This window comes from Clostridium manihotivorum (genome assembly GCF_004015185.1).
Classification (GTDB): Bacteria; Bacillota; Clostridia; order Clostridiales; family Clostridiaceae; genus Clostridium_AR; species Clostridium_AR manihotivorum.
Genome location: NZ_CP025746.1, coordinates 3,133,536 through 3,151,190 on the forward strand (window position 1 = coordinate 3,133,536; position 17,655 = coordinate 3,151,190).

17 protein-coding genes are annotated in these 17,655 nt (G+C 38.2%); all 17 read left to right on the top strand.

What is annotated here, in order from left to right:
* The first annotated feature begins 10 nt into the window (after nt 1–10).
* Nucleotides 11–514, top strand: coding sequence for a hypothetical protein (locus tag C1I91_RS14170; protein ID WP_052221194.1), 504 nt, complete (start codon nt 11–13; stop codon nt 512–514).
* Between the two features lie 11 nt (nt 515–525).
* Nucleotides 526–2,997: a phage tail protein gene (locus C1I91_RS14175; protein WP_052221193.1), complete on the top strand. Its 2,472-nt coding sequence runs from the start codon at nt 526–528 to the stop codon at nt 2,995–2,997.
* 82 nt (nt 2,998–3,079) lie between these two features.
* A complete protein-coding gene (locus tag C1I91_RS14180) occupies nt 3,080–3,520 on the top strand; it encodes a phage holin family protein (RefSeq protein WP_052221192.1) in 441 nt (146 codons plus the stop codon).
* Nucleotides 3,517–4,911, top strand: a complete 1,395-nt coding sequence (locus tag C1I91_RS14185) for a hypothetical protein (protein WP_052221191.1) — start codon at nt 3,517–3,519, stop codon at nt 4,909–4,911. Before C1I91_RS14180 ends, C1I91_RS14185 begins: the two co-directional genes overlap by 4 nt.
* A gap of 17 nt (nt 4,912–4,928) precedes the next feature.
* Nucleotides 4,929–5,633 carry an N-acetylmuramoyl-L-alanine amidase gene (locus C1I91_RS14190; protein WP_052221190.1) on the top strand — a complete coding sequence of 235 codons (705 nt, stop codon included), beginning with the start codon at nt 4,929–4,931 and terminating at the stop codon, nt 5,631–5,633.
* 124 nt (nt 5,634–5,757) lie between these two features.
* Entirely contained in the window at nt 5,758–5,994 is a 237-nt protein-coding gene (locus tag C1I91_RS14195; RefSeq protein ID WP_052221189.1) for an SHOCT domain-containing protein, read from the top strand.
* A gap of 61 nt (nt 5,995–6,055) precedes the next feature.
* Nucleotides 6,056–7,621: a recombinase family protein gene (locus C1I91_RS14200; protein ID WP_052221188.1), complete on the top strand. Its 1,566-nt coding sequence runs from the start codon at nt 6,056–6,058 to the stop codon at nt 7,619–7,621.
* Complete coding sequence (locus C1I91_RS14205; protein ID WP_052221187.1) at nt 7,622–8,035, top strand: recombinase family protein; 414 nt, start codon at nt 7,622–7,624, stop codon at nt 8,033–8,035.
* Nucleotides 8,036–8,038: 3 nt separating this feature from the next.
* Nucleotides 8,039–9,604, top strand: a complete 1,566-nt coding sequence (locus tag C1I91_RS14210) for a recombinase family protein (protein WP_128213453.1) — start codon at nt 8,039–8,041, stop codon at nt 9,602–9,604.
* 261 nt (nt 9,605–9,865) lie between these two features.
* Complete coding sequence (locus C1I91_RS14215; RefSeq protein ID WP_052221180.1) at nt 9,866–11,629, top strand: spore germination protein; 1,764 nt, start codon at nt 9,866–9,868, stop codon at nt 11,627–11,629.
* Complete coding sequence (locus tag C1I91_RS14220) at nt 11,626–12,723, top strand: GerAB/ArcD/ProY family transporter (RefSeq protein WP_052221179.1); 1,098 nt, start codon at nt 11,626–11,628, stop codon at nt 12,721–12,723. The genes C1I91_RS14215 and C1I91_RS14220 overlap by 4 nt, the downstream gene beginning before the upstream one ends.
* Entirely contained in the window at nt 12,720–13,982 is a 1,263-nt protein-coding gene (locus C1I91_RS14225; RefSeq protein ID WP_052221178.1) for a Ger(x)C family spore germination protein, read from the top strand. Before C1I91_RS14220 ends, C1I91_RS14225 begins: the two co-directional genes overlap by 4 nt.
* 3 nt (nt 13,983–13,985) lie before the next feature.
* Nucleotides 13,986–14,153 carry a hypothetical protein gene (locus C1I91_RS28200; RefSeq protein WP_161803210.1) on the top strand — a complete coding sequence of 56 codons (168 nt, stop codon included), beginning with the start codon at nt 13,986–13,988 and terminating at the stop codon, nt 14,151–14,153.
* Nucleotides 14,154–14,175: 22 nt separating this feature from the next.
* Nucleotides 14,176–14,679, top strand: a complete 504-nt coding sequence (locus tag C1I91_RS14230) for a Csac_0668 family 2Fe-2S cluster-binding (seleno)protein (RefSeq protein ID WP_052221177.1) — start codon at nt 14,176–14,178, stop codon at nt 14,677–14,679.
* 97 nt (nt 14,680–14,776) lie between these two features.
* Nucleotides 14,777–15,223 (top strand): Hsp20/alpha crystallin family protein, encoded by a 447-nt coding sequence (locus C1I91_RS14235; protein ID WP_052221176.1) that lies wholly within the window; start codon nt 14,777–14,779, stop codon nt 15,221–15,223.
* Nucleotides 15,224–15,965: 742 nt separating this feature from the next.
* The gene (locus tag C1I91_RS14240) at nt 15,966–16,811 is read left to right on the top strand and encodes a hypothetical protein (protein ID WP_128213454.1); all 846 of its coding nucleotides are present in this window, start codon (nt 15,966–15,968) and stop codon (nt 16,809–16,811) included.
* A gap of 2 nt (nt 16,812–16,813) precedes the next feature.
* Complete coding sequence (locus C1I91_RS14245) at nt 16,814–17,650, top strand: hypothetical protein (protein ID WP_128213455.1); 837 nt, start codon at nt 16,814–16,816, stop codon at nt 17,648–17,650.
* Nucleotides 17,651–17,655: the final 5 nt, after the last annotated feature.

The window sequence follows — 17,655 nt, forward strand, 5'->3', positions numbered from 1 at the left end:
GAATTGGTCTATGGAGAAAAGCGGATTTTTTAACTCATCCGATGGAGATAGAGTCTATGGAGCAACGGACTTTGCAGCATATTTCGGAAGCCTTGTCTCGAATGGTGTATTTTACGCTACATCAACTAATCTTCAAGTGTCACCTGGGATTGGATTGGCGGTGAGCATTGCCGCGGGCAGTGCATGGATTAATGGATATAGGTATGAAAATACAGATGAATTAAACATACCTCTTACTACGGCAAATGGAAGCAATCCTCGGATTGACCGAGTTGTCATTCGTTTAAGCCAGATCACCAGGAGCATTCAGCTTGCAGTTGTTACCGGGACTCCCACAGCAACACCGGTAGCGCCAGAATTGACAAGAACAAGTGATATCTATGAACTGGGCATTGCTGATGTTCTAGTACCGGCGGCAGCAACATCGATATCAACAAATAACATTACGGATACCCGATTGAATACCAGTCTATGTGGGTTGGTAAATTCGTTGGTTTCAGCGGTTTATGAGTGAGGTGAGTTTCTATGGCAACATATCAGGCTATAAATGCATGTACATGGCGTAATGGGAGCTGGATTGCAGGTGTTACCGATTATGTAAGACAAGGGGTTTATACTGCAGCCAACAATTATGAGAATGTGGGGGCTATGTTGTTTGACCTCACTAGCATTCGGAATACCTATGCGAACTATTACCCAACCTCTGCCAGTATTCATCTTGTAAGAATAGCAGCGGGTGACTGGGGTTCTGCAAGAACCATGACGTTATACGCTGGAAATGCATATGGTATGCCAGCGCCAAGTTCAAGCACGAGTGTATCTGGGAGCAGACCGACGAAGGTTACCTCTGGATATAGCTACACTGTTTCCGCTGGGCAAGGTGCAAAGGATATAGCCATTTCCACTGTACTTATAGATTCCATCGGGAGCGGTGCGAGCAATTGTCTATTCATGGATGCGGGTTCAAGCACTTTGAACTACATGGGCTTTGGTGCTAGGGATGATCTAAGCCAGATTGTTCTAACTATCAATTGGGCAAGCCGAACAACTGCCTGCAGTCCACCGACATCCTGTTCGGTGAGTGCAACACTCTCGGAAGGCAACGTCACATTGTCATGGAGCGGTGCATCAGGTGGTATAAATAACACTATTTCATCTTATGAAATTCAGTATAGCGAATCAGCAGATAACGTTACATGGGGCGCATGGATAGCACTGACCACAGTGACTACCACGGCTACCAGTGGCAGTTTGTCAGTAGCACCATCCTCAACGCGGGGTAATTATCGCAGATTTCAGGTAAGGACAAGAGGAACAGCAGGAGCAAGCTATTACTCAGGCTGGAAGATATCCTCAAACTCTGTTAGACGAAACACGGTCCCAAGTCCGCCAACCACTGCAATGGCTACTCCTGTAAATTATAGCGATGAAACAATCACGTTGAATTGGAGTGGAGCCTCTGGAGGCACGAGTGCAATTAAGGGATATCAGATTGCCAGTCGGACATCTACAGATAATAATACATGGAGTCCGTGGAATGTACTGACAACATTGAATTTGTCGGCCAGTAGTGGTAGCTACAATCCAAATGTATCAAGAGTTCCAGGAACTTATACTCAGTTTGGTATCTGGACGATAGACACTCTGGATGTCTACTCTTCCGAGAAAATCAGTAATAGTATCTATTGTGACATTACGGCTTGCGGACCTCCAACTGCTTGCTCAGTAAGTGCAGCTTTAGCTGAAGGAAACGTCACTCTTTCATGGAGTGGTGCTTCTGGTGGTGCGGGTAATGCCATCACATCCTATGAGATACAATATAGTGACTCGGCAGATAACAGTGCATGGGGAGCGTGGACAGCACTGACTGTAGCATTTACTTCTGCGACAAGTGGAAGCGTAACTGTGAGTCCACCGAGTACGCGCGGTTATTATCGTCGGTTCAGAGTGAGAACGCGAGGTACGGCTGGAGAGAGCTATTACTCAGACTGGACCATATCTAGTAACACAGTCCGTAAAAATACACTGCCGATACCACCGACTTCCTTTACAGCGGCTCCTCCAATATATGAAGTCAACACAATAACCCTTACGTGGAGCGGAACGACACCCGGAACCAGTGCCATTAAGCAGTATGTCATCCAACAGGCTACCTCGATTGACGGTATAAACTGGTCGGCATATGAAGCACTGACTACTATTATTTCAAGTGCTACTTCAGGCACCCATGAAGTGTATGCCTCACAGATACCCGGAATGTATACCCGTTATCGAATCAGTGTAACAGATGCACTTGATGCAGTTTCAAGCTATGTAGTTAGTAATACGGTAAAGAAAAACAGTCCGCCTGCTGCTCCAATAATTGCCTACCCAATGACTGGTAACTCTGCTTATAACACCACACCACGTTTCATGATCACAACAGGTGTAGAGCCAGACGGTCAGACACAGATAGTGGAGGTGAAGATTGATTCAGGGGTATGGCATAATAGTGTAGACAATCCTGAGAGGTTTTCTACAAGCGGACATCTTGGTAATGGTGTTAAGACAGTTTATCAAGCAGAATCACTTACTGTAGGAAATCATACTATTACCTTTCGGTGCCTTGACAGCGATATTGAGTCGGCAAGCACGGAGGTTGTCCGTTCCTTTACGATACTACAACTACCTTTTGAAACAATTACTGCAAATGTGACGCATGTAAAAGCAACACATATTCAGACGATTCGAAACGCTGTAAACATGGCTCGTAAATACTACAACCTATCTCCTGTGACTTGGAGAGAGGAGATCATTGCAGGAAAAACCACTATTAAGAATTGGCCGTTCCACATCACTGAAATCCGTAAAGCTATTGACACTATTATAGGGGTAGTTAATGGTTTTGATTCTTCTGCCACATTTGACATACCAGCTTTTACATGGCTACCCATCGGATCAGGAAGGCCAAAGGCGGATGTGATGGAACAGATTCAAGACCTCATTCTGGTGTTATAAGTTTGATACTACAATTCAGCGCTCTTGTGACTTGCAGGGGCGCTTTTCTATATACAAATTTAATGTAACGGAGGTGTTTTTAATGAAAGAGATATGGAATTGGATACAGTTGACCTTTGTGGCTATAGGCGGATTTCTTGGCTGGTTCCTTGGTGGCTATGACGGGTTTCTATATGCACTGGTAGCTTTTGTTGCTATAGATTATCTGACAGGAGTGCTCTGTGCAATTGCAGATAAAAAGCTGTGTAGCGAAATCGGGGCAAAAGGTATCTTCAAAAAGGTACTTATCTTTGTGATGGTAGGTATTGCTCATATTCTTGATACACAAATTCTGGGCAGTAGCGGAGATAGTGGTGGTGCCTTGCGCACAGCAGTAATTTTCTTCTACCTAAGTAATGAGGGTGTATCCATTTTGGAGAATGCCGGGCATATTGGACTTCCTATACCAGAAAAATTAAAGGCGGTTCTAGAGCAGCTACATGGGCGCGATGAAGAACCCCGTAAGCCAGGTGACGGACTATGATTGACTTAACGAAAACAGTAACGGTATTCATCGGCCGAAGAGGTGAACACTACTATAGGAATATTGAATTTGATGTATCCAGCTTACTGGAAGATAAATATCCAAGTGCCTCCTTAAATGCAGTTTACCTAAGACCTGATGGAATTGCCTATCCGGTTGTCACGAACTACGCAGATGGAGTCCTTATTTGGTCACCCAGTGCAACGGACACATCTGTTGTTGGTGTCGGTCGTCTGGAAATAAGGGTTACTTATGGAGAAGTGGTTGGAAAAAGCGTTCAAATATTAACCATCGTTGAGGATGCACTTGTTGACGGAATTGTTGAACCACCTGAACCACCCGCTCAGGAATGGCTCAATCAAGTACTTTCTGCCTTAGCTGAACTAGATATTCATGAAACAAATAATCTGCTAAATCTCACTTATAACCTATTAAATAATAACTATGATCTGCTAAATACTACACACAATTTGGTAGAGGAAACGCGTGACCATTTATACACGCGGATTGGGGTTCTCCTTAATCATATGCATCCGATAGAAACAGCTACAGCACCGGATATGATAAGTCGAAGAGCATCCATAACTTTTACCGGTATAGCGAATGGCAACAACGTAGTAATCGGTACAGTGACATATACTTTCGTTACAGCTTTAGGAAGTCCGACTGCAAATAATGTTCAGATATTGATTCAAGACACTCTCCGAAATACAGTAAAGAAATTTGCTGAAGCCATAAGAGGTATTCAAGACGATGCGAACATTGCCTATGGCACAGGTACAGATCCTAATCCGACTTGTACGGCCTACTGGACGAGTCAAAGATTTTCTATTGGAGAAGTTTCTGTAGCTGCAGGTGAGAGCTTATTTGTATTGGAAAGAGCGGAAAATGAGACAGCTCCAATACCTTTTACTTCTACTGCAACTGCAACTATCAATCCATTCACAAGGATAAGCTACCTGAGATATATCATGTCGGGCAACGTTTCAGGTCCAACCGGTGTCAATAGTGTACGTGGTCATTTTCACACGGTTTTACCCATAAATAGTGTGGTTATTGGAGGACAGGGTGGATTGCTTTATCCCGCGACTTATGACTGTCATTTGTTAACCCTTTGTCGTCAATCAGATACAAGTGAGAAAGAACTTGACTTATATATATCCAATGACGAAGAGACTTTCACCAGGATAGCACGGAGTACACCTGTTGGGGCGGATAGTACTAACGCAGCTCAACATATTCATATTCAAATGCGTCAGGGCAGAGTACCCGCTGGTTATGGACTGTATATCTGTATGGGAAGTGACGGCACATCGACGAATGCATACTGTGACCTGAAGTTTACCTATCATCTATATCCAGCCACTCTAGCTACAAACCAAATCTTATAATCTATGAGGTGATCGATATGAACCTGCAAAAACTTATATTAATAAACAATGCCTGCTTCAAAGCAGGTAAAACTATAACACCGAAGGGCATCATGGTGCATTCTACTGGCGCCAATAACCCTAATCTCAAAAGGTATGTTGGTCCAGACGATGGTTTACTGGGGATGAACCAATACAACAACCATTGGAATCAGGAAAGACCCGGAGGTCGACAAGTTTGTGTTCATGCCTTTATTGGTAAACTAGCAGATGGCTCCATTGCCACCTATCAAACATTACCCTGGAATCACCGAGGTTGGCATGCCGGAGGAGATGCAAACAATACGCATATAGGATTTGAAATCTGCGAGGACGGTTTGACCGATGCCTCGTATTTTTCTGCTGTTTATAAGGAAGCTATAGAGCTTTGTGTATATCTTTGTAAACTCTATGGCTTTAGTCAGCAAGACATCATCTGCCATAGCGAAGGTCACAAACTAGGCATCGCAAGTAACCATGCGGATGTTATGCACTGGTTTCCCAAGCACGGTAAGTCGATGGATACCTTTAGAACTGATGTAAAGAAACAATTGGAGGCAGAAAAGAGCCAAAATCCTGTAACACCACAAACTAAGCTATATCGTGTGCAAATCGGTGCTTTCTCTGTAAAAGCCAATGCTGAAGCACAGCTTGCAAAGGCAAAAGCTTCTGGATTTAAGGATGCTTTTATTAAATATGAATAATAAATATAAATTGCCTGTGGGGGTTTGCTCCTGCAGGCTCTTTTTTTATGCTCTGATTCAAATTAATTTTTACAAATCCTCAACTTCGACCTGTTCCCGCGGCTATTAGGTAGGAGGTGGCTTTATGAATCAGAACGAGTATAGAAAAGTTACAAAGATTACGGAAGAAATCACAGAAAAAAGAATCGAATCTAAAAGTGTGTCACTTGAGCAGCTACAGCGTGAGTTTGATTATATCCAGGCAGAAAAATTACTGAATAAGATGCTTGAAAAAGGCTTGATTTCGGAGGCTGAATTCAACAAAATAACCGCATTAAATCGGCAAACTTTCTCACCACTCTTGGCAGAGTTAATGCCCTAAAAACGTTGATATATAAGGACTTTAGAGGTAATATGTGACCTACCAAGAAGGAGGTGAGAGGATGAAAAAGATAACGAAAATAGAGAGCAACAAGACCAATTCCTTTATTAAGCCAAAGTTACGAGTAGCTGCTTACTGCCGTGTTTCTACAGACAGCGATGAACAGCTTGTCAGCTTGCAAGCACAAAAGACCCATTATGAGACCTACATAAAGGCAAACCCGGAATGGGAATATGTAGGGTTGTATTATGATGAAGGCATCAGCGGCACTAAAAAGGAAAAACGCTCTGAACTGCTTAGGATGATATCGGATTGTGAAAATAAGAAAATAGACTTAATCATTACAAAGTCCATCAGTAGATTTGCGAGAAATACAACAGACTGTCTGGAGATGGTTCGCAAACTGGTAGACATTGGTGTTTTCATTTACTTCGAGAAGGAAAACATAAATACCCAATCAATGGAAAGTGAGTTGATGCTCTCCATTCTGAGTGGACTTGCGGAAAGTGAGTCAATTTCCATTTCGGAAAATAACAAGTGGGCAATTCAAAGACGATTCCAGAACGGAACTTTCAAGATTTCATATCCACCATTCGGTTATGAAAACATTGACGGACAGATGATTGTAAACCCCAAGCAGGCAGAAATTGTGAAGTATATTTTTGAAGAGGCATTATCGGGCAAGGGCACACAGAAAATTGCAGATGACCTTAATCATAAAGGTATCCCATCAAAAAAAGGCGGTCGTTGGACGGCTACAACAATTCGGGGCATTCTTGCCAACGAAAAATATACTGGTGATGTTATTTTGCAAAAGACCTATACCGATAGCCGTTTTAACAGGCGCACCAATTATGGTGAGAAAAACATGTATTTGGTAGAAAACCACCATGAGGCAATTATCACCCATGAAGATTTTGAAGCAGTAGATGCAGTTATCAATCAGAGAGCAAAAGAAAAAGGTATCGTAAAGCGTACAAGTAAATATTTAAATCGATATCCTTTTTCAGGCAAAATCATCTGCTCCGAATGTGGTAGTACCTTTAAAAGGCGGATTCATTCATCCGGAGCAAGAAAATATATCGCTTGGTGTTGCAGTAAGCACATAAGGCAGATAACGGAATGTTCCATGCAGTTTATTCGAGATGATGATATAAAAACAGCTTTTGTTACGATGATGAATAAACTGGTTTTCGGTCAAAAGTTCATAATAAGACCGCTGTTGGATGGATTGCGTAAACAAAACAGTCCAGAGAGCTTTCGGAGGATTGAAGAATTGGAAGCTAAGATTGAAAGTAACTCGGAGCAGAGTCAGATGTTGACGGGGTTAATGACCAAAGGATACTTAGAACCTGCTCTATTCAATAAAGAAAAGAATTCACTAGCGGCAGAAGGTGCAAGGCTTCTAGCCGAAAAGGAGCAGCTCACTCATTCGACAAACGACAATCTTGCAAAAGTAGAGGAAGTCAACCGTCTGCTTAAGTTTGTTGCTAAATCAAAAATGCTCACAGCTTATAAGGATGAGTTGTTTGAAAATTATGTGGAGAAGATTATTGTTTATTCACGAGAGGAGATTGGATTTGAATTAAAGTGTGGAATTACACTGAGGGAAAGGTTGGTGAATTAGATGGGGCATACACCCTACGGATATAGAATTGAAAACGGAAAGGCTATAGTGGATGAAATGACAGCAGAGCAAGTAAGAAAGTTATATGCAGGATACTTGGAGGGTCTTTCTTTGAAGGAGGCTGCTAAAGAAGCTGAGATAAACTGTTATCACGCCACTGCAGGAAGAATGCTACAAGACAAGCACTACCTTGGCGATGAATTCTACCCTCCGATTATTGATGAGGAAACCTTCGAAAAGGCCATGATTGAAAAACAAAAACGAGCTAAAAAGCTCGGAAGGGTATGGGAGACAAGGGATAAGCCAGTGGTGGATTATAAAGTAAAGTTCAAAGTAAAACCCATGGAGCAGAAATACGATAACCCATACAAGCAAGCAGAATATGCTTACAGTCTGATAGAAAGTGAGGTGTAACATGTGGCGGTAAGTAAAAATGTTACGGTAATTCCGGCAATTAGGCGAGTCGGATACATTAATAATAGTGAAAGCAAACCCAAAACACGAGTAGCTGCTTACTGCCGTGTTTCAACGGATAGTGATGAGCAGGCTTCAAGTTATGAGGTGCAGATTGCTCATTACACAGATTTTATAAAAAAGAATTCGGAGTGGGAATTTGCAGGTATCTTTGCAGATGACGGTATCACAGGAACCAATACAAAAAAACGTGAAGAATTTAATCGTATGATTGAAGAGTGTATGGCAGGAAATATAGATATGATCATTACAAAGTCCATCAGCCGATTTGCAAGGAACACTTTGGACTGTCTTAAATACATCCGTCAACTAAAGGATAAGAATATCGCCGTGTTCTTTGAAAAAGAGAATATCAACACAATGGATTCCAAGGGCGAAATCATGCTAACTATTATGGCCTCCCTTGCCCAGCAGGAGAGCCAGTCCTTAAGCCAGAATGTTAAGCTAGGTATCCAGTATCGATATCAGCAAGGTGAAATTCAGGTGAACCACAATCGTTTCTTGGGATATACCAAGGATGAAAACAAGCACCTGGTGATTGACCCAGAGGGTGCAGAAATTGTAAAAAGAATTTACAGAGAATACCTTGAGGGAGCGAGCCTTTTGCAGATAGCAAGAGGATTAGAGGCAGATGGTATTCTTACAGCAGCGGGCAAAGCAAAATGGAGACCAGAAACATTAAAGAAGATATTACAGAATGAAAAGTACATCGGAGATGCCCTCTTGCAAAAAACCTATACGGTAGATTTCCTTTCCAAAAAGCGAGTCAAGAATAACGGAATTGTTCCCCAGTACTATGTAGAAAACAGCCATGAGCTTATCATACCGCGTGACCTTTTTATGCAGGTTCAAGAAGAGATGGTAAGAAGGACGAACATCCGAAGCGGTAAGAGCAGTAAAAAGAGAGTTTATAGCAGCAAGTATGCTTTATCGAGCATAGTTTACTGTGGACAATGCGGTGATATTTACCGCAGGGTACACTGGAATAACCGAGGCTACAAGTCTATTGTTTGGAGATGCGTCAGCCGCTTGGAGGAAAAGGGGTCTGACTGTACCTCCCCTACCGTAAATGAGGAAACATTGCAGACAGCGGTTGTAAAAGCTATTAATGAACTATTAGCCAACAAAGAACCATTCCTTCAGGTACTGCTGAAAAACATAGCAACAGTACTTAATGAGGAAAATGATAATGCTACCGATGATATTGATAGCAAATTGGAAGAATTGCAGAAGGAGCTTCTCAAACAAGCAAAGTCAAAGAATGATTACGATGATGTGGCAGATGAGATATACCGTCTCCGGGAGTTGAAGCAAAATGCACTTGTGGAGAATGCGGAGCGTGAAGGAAAAAGGCAACGAATCACTGAGATGACAGACTTCCTAAATGAGCAGTCCTACGAGCTGGAGGAATATGATGAGCAACTGGTAAGGCGGCTTATTGAAAAAATTACGGTATTTGATGATAAACTCACCGTTGAATTCAAATCAGGTGTTGAAATTGATATATAGAAAGATATTATACTATAAAATATGAAGTTTAAAGATTCTATTCTCTGTTACTGCGGGTAAAAGTGATTGATGCAGGTTTAAGTCCGGGCAGCATACTAGTTATAGTTAATGTAGTCGTGACTAGTGGGTATGTATATTGCCAGATGTTGCTGGGTAAATGAATTATTTAGGCAAAAAAGGGCATAATCTTTTAATAAGAGTGGAATTACTAATATTTTTGGTAAATGCCCTTTAAATTTGCTTGAATAAGGAAGTGTGATAATGCTAAATGTGTTCTTAAAAATACTAAAACTTTTTAAATATACTAGACCAATGAATAATGAGGGCGGGTTCGAATTACTAGAAGACAAATATGAAATTGATAGAACCGAGAAGGTTGATTCCTCTGAATATGAAAAAGACCAAAAGCAAAATGAGCAGAAAGACAGGAATCAAAATGAAGTATCACAAATTATAAAACCAATTAAAGTTGAACAATGGAAGAGGGAGAGGAATAGTAGACCAGATGAGTATAGTCACTCTAAAAATATGCCTTCAGCTACCGTTTTCAAAAACATAGCATCCAATAAAAAATATATCGAAGAAATCTTTAGTATGCCTAGAAATCAAGATTTAATTATCAGGGAATTTAAAATGGCCAGAAAAACAAAAGCTTTTCTGGTCTTTGTTGATGGTATGGTTGATAAAACGTCTATAAATCAATTTATACTTCCTCAGTTAATGAGGCCTGAAAATTTTAATGATTTTTCTGGAACTTGCCCAATTGACTATATCAAGGATAGTGTATTATCCATATCGGAGATTACAAAAGCTACTAATTTTAATGAAATTAAACCTCAAATCCTTAATGGTTTGTCGGTTTTGTTTATCGATGATTGTTCAGAAGCGCTGATGATGGAAACACGGGGATTTGAAAAAAGAAACATTGACAGACCTATTACAGAACAGGTGGTAAAGGGGTCACAAGAAGGATTTACAGAGAACTTGAGAACGAATATTACCTTGCTTCGAAGAATAATAAAAAATGAAAAGCTTATCACTGAAATTATCCCGACTGGAAAATTAAATAAAGTCAACAGCGCAATAATTTACATTGAAGGGATTACTAACCCTAAAATAGTGGAAGAGGTGCGTCGTCGCATTACCGAAATTGACACCGACTTTATTGCTGGTAATGGTATGCTAGAGCAGTTAATTGAAGATAATTATCTCATGCCGTTTCCACAGGTCGTTTCCACTGAGAGACCTGATAGAGCTGCTTCGTTTTTAGTAGAAGGGCAGGTAGTGATTATTACAGAAGGTGATCCATTTGCTTTAGCTGCTCCGGTGACTTTTTACAGATTATTTCACTCCTCTGAAGATTCGATGCTGAGATGGCAATACGGTACTTTCCTGAGGATCATCAGATTTATTGGGGTCATGTCAGCTTTGTTAATTCCGGGACTGTATGTTGCCTTAGTGTTGTATCACCATCAAATGATTCCAACCCCTTTCTTGGAGTCAATCGTAAAGTCTAGGGAAGCTGTTCCTTTTCCAACAATTGTTGAGCTTCTGCTAATGGAAATTGCCTTTGAATTGGTCCGTGAAGGTGGGGTTCGAATACCTGGTGTGATTGGTCAGACATTGGGCATTGTTGGAGCTTTGATTTTGGGTCAGGTAGCAGTACAAGCGGGGCTTGTTAGTCCAATTCTAATTGTAATAATTGCTTTAACAGGCTTGGGTAGTTTCACCATGCCTAATTATTCTATGGCTTTAGCAGTTCGTATAATACGGTTTATCTTTGTTTTTGGGGGAGCGATAGCAGGTTTTTATGGAATATCTCTTGCTTTTATTCTAATTGCATCAATGGCGTGTTATATGAAATCTTTTGGTGTGCCTTTCTTGGCACCCGTTGCACCTAGCGCAAAGATTAATCCAGATTCAATCATTCGTCAACCCCTATTTAACCAAAGTATGCGCTCAGACCCTTTCAACACACCCAACCGAAAAAGAAATGGCAAAAATCAGCGAGGTGATGATGAATGATAAAGGATGGCAAGTTTGGAGCCCATGAAACCATAGCGTTGTTAACAATAACTATCTCATCAAAGGTATTTTTTTCCAGTCCTTCTGTAGTCGCCGCTAAAGTTGGAACAGCTGGCTGGTATATGACGATCATATCTGCATTTGTTGCTTTTATAGTTACTGTTTTGCTAATCAGGCTATTGTCGATATACCCAAACAAAACAATAATGGAGATATATGAAGTTGTATATGGAAGAGTAGTGGGGAAAATACTCTCATTTATTTTATTCGCATCAATTCTTGTTACTGTGGCTGCAAATAGCAGAGAATTTATTGAAATAATGGAGGTATACGACCTTCCTCAAAGTCCTCCAAGTTATCTTTTAATATTATTATTTGTGGCAGTAGGTGTTTTAGCTTACTGGGGACTTGAAACGATAGCACGGTTTTCCAAGCTAATGGCTTTTTTTCTGCTATTATTATATATTTCGGTGTTGGTATTGTCTATGAAGTTATATGAATTCCATCGCCTTTTCCCCATTTTAGGTAATGGATTAGATACAACAGTGCTGACAGGGATTCAAAGATCCTCTGTCTATGGTGAAATAATTATTATTGGAGTAATAATTGGTTCGCTTCATGGCATAAAGCATGCGAAACGAGCGGCTTATTTAAGCTTAATCTTCTCTGCTTCTATAGTAACTACAGCATTACTAGCATTTTCACTTGCTTTTCCTTATTATACAGGAGAGGAGATTACGGCTCCAATTTATTTGATGGTTTCGCTTATTGAATATGGAGAGTTTATACAAAGGATCGAACCATTATTCTTTTTCCTTTGGAATATCAGTACAGTTATATCTGTAGCAGCTTTATTTTATGTCCTGATTATCATATATGCTTATATATTTGAACTTGATGACAAAAGACCGATTATAATTCCCTTAGGGATTATCGTTGTTTTTCTTGCTTTAATTCCTCAAAACATTATTCAACTTACAAATGGCATAGTAAGTATGATTAGGAGCTATGGGTGGGCCTTTTATTTTATACCTCCTGTGATCACTCTCGCGATAGCTAAGATAAAAAAGAAATACGGAGGTAGCTCTCAATGAAGAAAAAAATCCTTTTAATTATTACCATTATAATGCAGATATTCACTTTGACCGCCTGTTATGATGCTAGAGAGGCGACTTCAGTTTCGTTTGTACAGATGATTGGTATTGATCAAGGTATTACAGACAAGTGGAGAATCACTGTAAAAATTGCAAGTATGCAAAATGGTGATGACAGTTCAAATAAAGGAAGTGAATCCTCACAGCAAACGCAGACCAAAACAATTACAATTGACGCCCCTTCTTTTAATGGAGGAATTGACTTGTTTAATACGAATATTCCTCAAAAACTGGATTTCACCCATGCTTCATTGCTTGTAATCTCTGAAGATCTTGCACAAAGTGGTTTAATGGGAGAATACATTACACCTCTTGTTCGCTTTAGGGAGATAAGAAGAACGTTGAATGTTATAGTTGTTCGGGGAAATGCTCAAGAATTTGTTGAAAAGACAGAAGAATGTAATCAAGGCAGCCCTTCCCGGGCAGTAGTGTCCTTGATAAGGCAAGGAGAAAACACAGGTTTTTATCCTAAAATATCCTTGAATGATTTTTACAATGGAATTAAGTCAACCTATAGACAGGCTGTCCTACCTTTAGGAAGTGTACACAAGAAAAACTTTGACGAGGAGGGGGAGTCTTATAATGAGGGGGTTAAAAATACAGGGCAATATTTTGCTGGAGATACACAAAGGAAGGGCGGCAATACTATCGAATTGCTTGGAAGTGCATTGTTTGTCAAAGATAACATGGTCGGTAAGCTAAATGGACATGAAACAAGAATGATGATGTTAATTAGAGGAGAATTTAAAAAAGGGATATTCACCATTCAAGATCCCGAGGCTTCTAAGTGGATAATACCTATTGATACAAGGGTTTCCAGGAAGCCGAATTTAAAAATTTATTTTGACAACGACAGACCGATAATAAGCCTAGAAGTTAAAACGGAAGGAGATATATTAGCAATTCAAAGTGGTATTAATTATGAAAGCGAAGAAATGATAGGAATAATTGAAAACGAAATGACCAGATACTTGGAAAAAGGCATCACTAGTGTTATTCATAAATGTCAATCACTAAATACAGATCCTTTCAATTTTGGGAGAACGGCAGTCAAGCACTTTTTGACCATTAATGAGTGGGAAAAATATAACTGGAATGAAAAATTCATGGAAGCAAAAGTAGAGGTTAAAGTAGATTTCAAAATAAGAAGAACTGGAGGCCTCCTGAGAAATTCAGATAACAATGTGAGGGATGAATAAAAAATGAACATGATTATTATGATGCTTATTATTGGTATGGTAGCCTACCCAATAAGCTATACAAACTATAATTTGTCTATTAAAAATAGATTAGGTGCGTTAGGAATGCTGCTTTTAATAGTGGCTACACTTGTGATATCTAGTTATGTTTTATTTTTTTTACGTAATTAATAAAGTTTAGGAGATTAATAATATGAAAATTGATAATGAATGTTGTTGTGAGTGCAATACTAAAAAAATTGAACAAACAAAGGATACTTGTCCGGTATGCAATAATGAAGGAGTTTCCGTTAGTGGGGTAACCGTTGAACACTTAGTAGAAGACAATTATCGCAATGCCGTTGAGGGAGGGCGATATAAGATTTGCATGAATGAAGAGTGCAGTGTTGTCTACTATAACGTGGATAATGGAATTAAGTTCTTGAAAAATCAAGTTAGAGTTCCTATCTGGTTTAAAAAAGATGCAAATCCGAAGTATGCATGCTATTGCAGTAAAGTTACCGAAGACCAAGTAATAGAGGCTGTAATTAAACACGATGCAAAAACAGTAAAAGAAGTAAATGCTATAACTGGAGCAATGAAAAATTCTAATTGCAAAGAAAACAATCCTCTAGGCGTATGTTGCCATAAGATTATTCAGGAAGCTATTGATAAAGGATTGACTATGAAATTTAAAAAAATAGAGAAAAAATATTGACAAGTAAAAATAAATGGTGTATAAAATAATTAAAGTTAGCACTCGTTAGTCGAGAGTGCTAACAAAAAAATTAAAAAAATGTAAAGGAGTGATTATCATGGCAGGATTAATTCCATTCAACAGAAAACGAAATGATTTGATGAACATTGGTTTTGATGATTTTTCCAACATGCTTGATGACTTTTTTACAGGCAGTTGGCCAGTCCAAAGAAGTTTAGCGGCAGATACATTTAAAATTGACATTCAAGACAACGATACAGAATATATAATAGAAGCTGAACTTCCAGGAGTAAAGAAAGAAGATGTAGAAATTACATTGAATGAAGGAAGACTCAATCTTTCTGTTAAGAAAGAGGAAGTTTCAGAAGACAAGAGCAAAAAATTCATTCATCGAGAGAGAAGATATGCTCAAATGTCACGAAGCATACTGCTTGCAGATTCAAATGATGAAGGGATTCAAGCAAAATTAGAAGAAGGCGTATTGACAATTAAAGTGCCTAAAAAGGAACAAGTTGACACTTCAAAACGCATTATGATCGAGTAATATACAAAAGCACACTGATAATTGATATCAGTGTGCTTTTGTATGTTAGAAAACTTAAACTATATAAGATTTTAATGCTAAATTTAAGCATAATGTTTCTAATGTTTTTTTGGTATGGAAAAAAAGGAAATTGCTATTATGTGGGTAATGCGAAAACTGGGCTACAGTGAAGAACAAACTCAACAAGTATTAGATCTAGCTAATAAAGCTTATCAGAAAAAAGAGTAGATTTTGTTTTACCAGCACATTCTGTTTATCTATGCTAATGTAGTGGATATGTTTCCGTCTACCGATAGTGAAAAAAATGCCGTGGATATGTTCCCGAGAACGGAAAGCTAGAAAGACATTCGTTCTGTCCTCTCGAGCCATGTGGAGTGCGTCGTAGGACTACGTCGGGCAAACTCATTGTAATCTTTGAATTCATGCTGTTTAGAGAGTTTTTTATGTTCACCTCAGATGGGGATGATTTTAGGAATAAATTGAAAAAAGATGGTATTTTAGTGAGAGTAGCAATTTGAAGTGGAGTGTGGAAACACGGTTCAGCATTTCTAATCAGTATTTTTAATAAGAATATTAGTTTAAGTAGCCACTATATTATAGTGGTTATTTTTTTATATAGATGACTTATGTATATTTAATTTAGCCATAAGGAAAGGTTTATAGTATAATATATATAATTCTTGAAAAATTTATTAGAGTATCGTATATATAATCGGAGATATAAAGAGGAGGTAAGCCAAATATGTATATAACTCAAAAAGAGGCTAGAATACATAATTTAATTAATCGTTTCTGTAAAAACTATTCAATTGAAGAGCTTAAGGATGGTTTTACTGCTGACGAATTATCAAATAGATTATTTTTTAGACAAGAGGACTTTAATTATGTGATTGAAGAAAATATCCTAATTTTAAAAAATGAAAAGTATATGCCTACTGAAAAACTTATAAAACAATTCACTAAAATTAAAGGGAAATTAAAAAAGGAAGATGAAACTCTAGAAGCATTAAAGATGGATTATAAAAGAAAATTTGAGGAATTAATTAATAGTAATAATTATGAGCCAACCAAAGAGATTATTGAATTGGCTTATAAGATTCATTGGTATATACTTCCTGAATACGAAGAATATATGATTGTTAATAGTGAGATTTACCCCAATGAAAACACAAAGGATTATTATAATCATTATCATACATTAGAAGACTTATATAATGAATTACTAGGGAATGGCAAAAATATAGCTTCTAAAAAGGGCGATATGAACCTAAATAAAGATATTAAAATTGCAATTTACTCAAGACGCTGGGGACATGATGATTATTATAGAATTGCTAGAACAACTACTGGCTGGAAGGTTTCATTCCACCAAACAAGAGAAGGAAGTAAAGAAGGGGAAGCTTTAATAAAGCACTTAGAGCATGATTCAATAAGCTATCCAAACTCTCTAAGCAGATTTATGCTTGATTTATGGAATAAGGCAGATAGTGAGGAAATGAGCATAGAAGATTTAAAAGAATACTTGGAAAGTATAACTATGTGGATTAATGTTTGCGAAAAAAATACTCCAGAAAATATCGAGGTGTAAAAATGAGCACAGATAGTTATTACGGTTATGTTACATTTGCAGATATTTTAGGATGGAAGGGTATTTGGCAAACAAAACGGGAAACTAATCCTGTTGATAGCTTATTACAAATAAGAGCCGAAATGAAAGAATATATTTCAGTTTTACAAGCAAGGTATTATAAGAATATTGTTGAACATGAATTGAGAGGATTTTTTAGCGATGAAAATAGAAAAGACTTATCAAAAGAAATTATAAAAATCAGTAGTAACTTAGAAACTTTAATTGCAAAGTATTCAAATAACTATGAAAGTGTTTTAGATGAATTAAAAAAATTTCGACTAGAACTTTCTATTGAATTAATATCAGATACTTTTGTAATAACTTCAAGTGGAAGTGAAATACATTATGAAACAATGCTTCATTCATTGATATCACAAAACTTAATTAATACTTGCTTAAAAAAAGGATTTTTAATACGTGGTGCAACAAGTTATGGTGAATACTATAAGCAAGAGTTAGTATTTGTGGGTCCGGCTATTGATGATTCTGCATCTTGGCATGAAATGGGAGAAGAGATCGGAATATTTTTTACTCCTAAAGCAAACATAACTATAGAAAATACAAAAGTAGAAATGGATAGTGTTATTTTAAATGATAGAAAGTTAAACGAAATTCTTTTTATAGATAATCCTAAATTAAAGGTACAGACCTTCAAAACGTATATGGTAAATTGGGCTAATGGAGAATCATATTTTAATGATATAATAGCAAATTACTCAACAATTTTGCCTGATATACACAAGAAAATCCTATTCTCAAAAGACCGTTTAGTTAGTTTGAAAGAGAAAAATGCATAGGCATA

What these genes read in the sequence shown, in the direction of transcription:
- C1I91_RS14170 (WP_052221194.1), top strand. Translation starts at nt 11, where the DNA reads ATGGAGAAAAGCGGATTTTTTAACTCATCCGATGGAGATAGAGTCTAT.
- C1I91_RS14175 (WP_052221193.1), top strand. Translation starts at nt 526, where the DNA reads ATGGCAACATATCAGGCTATAAATGCATGTACATGGCGTAATGGGAGC.
- C1I91_RS14180 (WP_052221192.1), top strand. Translation starts at nt 3,080, where the DNA reads ATGAAAGAGATATGGAATTGGATACAGTTGACCTTTGTGGCTATAGGC.
- C1I91_RS14185 (WP_052221191.1), top strand. Translation starts at nt 3,517, where the DNA reads ATGATTGACTTAACGAAAACAGTAACGGTATTCATCGGCCGAAGAGGT.
- C1I91_RS14190 (WP_052221190.1), top strand. Translation starts at nt 4,929, where the DNA reads ATGAACCTGCAAAAACTTATATTAATAAACAATGCCTGCTTCAAAGCA.
- C1I91_RS14195 (WP_052221189.1), top strand. Translation starts at nt 5,758, where the DNA reads ATGAATCAGAACGAGTATAGAAAAGTTACAAAGATTACGGAAGAAATC.
- C1I91_RS14200 (WP_052221188.1), top strand. Translation starts at nt 6,056, where the DNA reads ATGAAAAAGATAACGAAAATAGAGAGCAACAAGACCAATTCCTTTATT.
- C1I91_RS14205 (WP_052221187.1), top strand. Translation starts at nt 7,622, where the DNA reads ATGGGGCATACACCCTACGGATATAGAATTGAAAACGGAAAGGCTATA.
- C1I91_RS14215 (WP_052221180.1), top strand. Translation starts at nt 9,866, where the DNA reads ATGCTAAATGTGTTCTTAAAAATACTAAAACTTTTTAAATATACTAGA.
- C1I91_RS14220 (WP_052221179.1), top strand. Translation starts at nt 11,626, where the DNA reads ATGATAAAGGATGGCAAGTTTGGAGCCCATGAAACCATAGCGTTGTTA.
- C1I91_RS14225 (WP_052221178.1), top strand. Translation starts at nt 12,720, where the DNA reads ATGAAGAAAAAAATCCTTTTAATTATTACCATTATAATGCAGATATTC.
- C1I91_RS28200 (WP_161803210.1), top strand. Translation starts at nt 13,986, where the DNA reads ATGAACATGATTATTATGATGCTTATTATTGGTATGGTAGCCTACCCA.
- C1I91_RS14230 (WP_052221177.1), top strand. Translation starts at nt 14,176, where the DNA reads ATGAAAATTGATAATGAATGTTGTTGTGAGTGCAATACTAAAAAAATT.
- C1I91_RS14235 (WP_052221176.1), top strand. Translation starts at nt 14,777, where the DNA reads ATGGCAGGATTAATTCCATTCAACAGAAAACGAAATGATTTGATGAAC.
- C1I91_RS14240 (WP_128213454.1), top strand. Translation starts at nt 15,966, where the DNA reads ATGTATATAACTCAAAAAGAGGCTAGAATACATAATTTAATTAATCGT.
- C1I91_RS14245 (WP_128213455.1), top strand. Translation starts at nt 16,814, where the DNA reads ATGAGCACAGATAGTTATTACGGTTATGTTACATTTGCAGATATTTTA.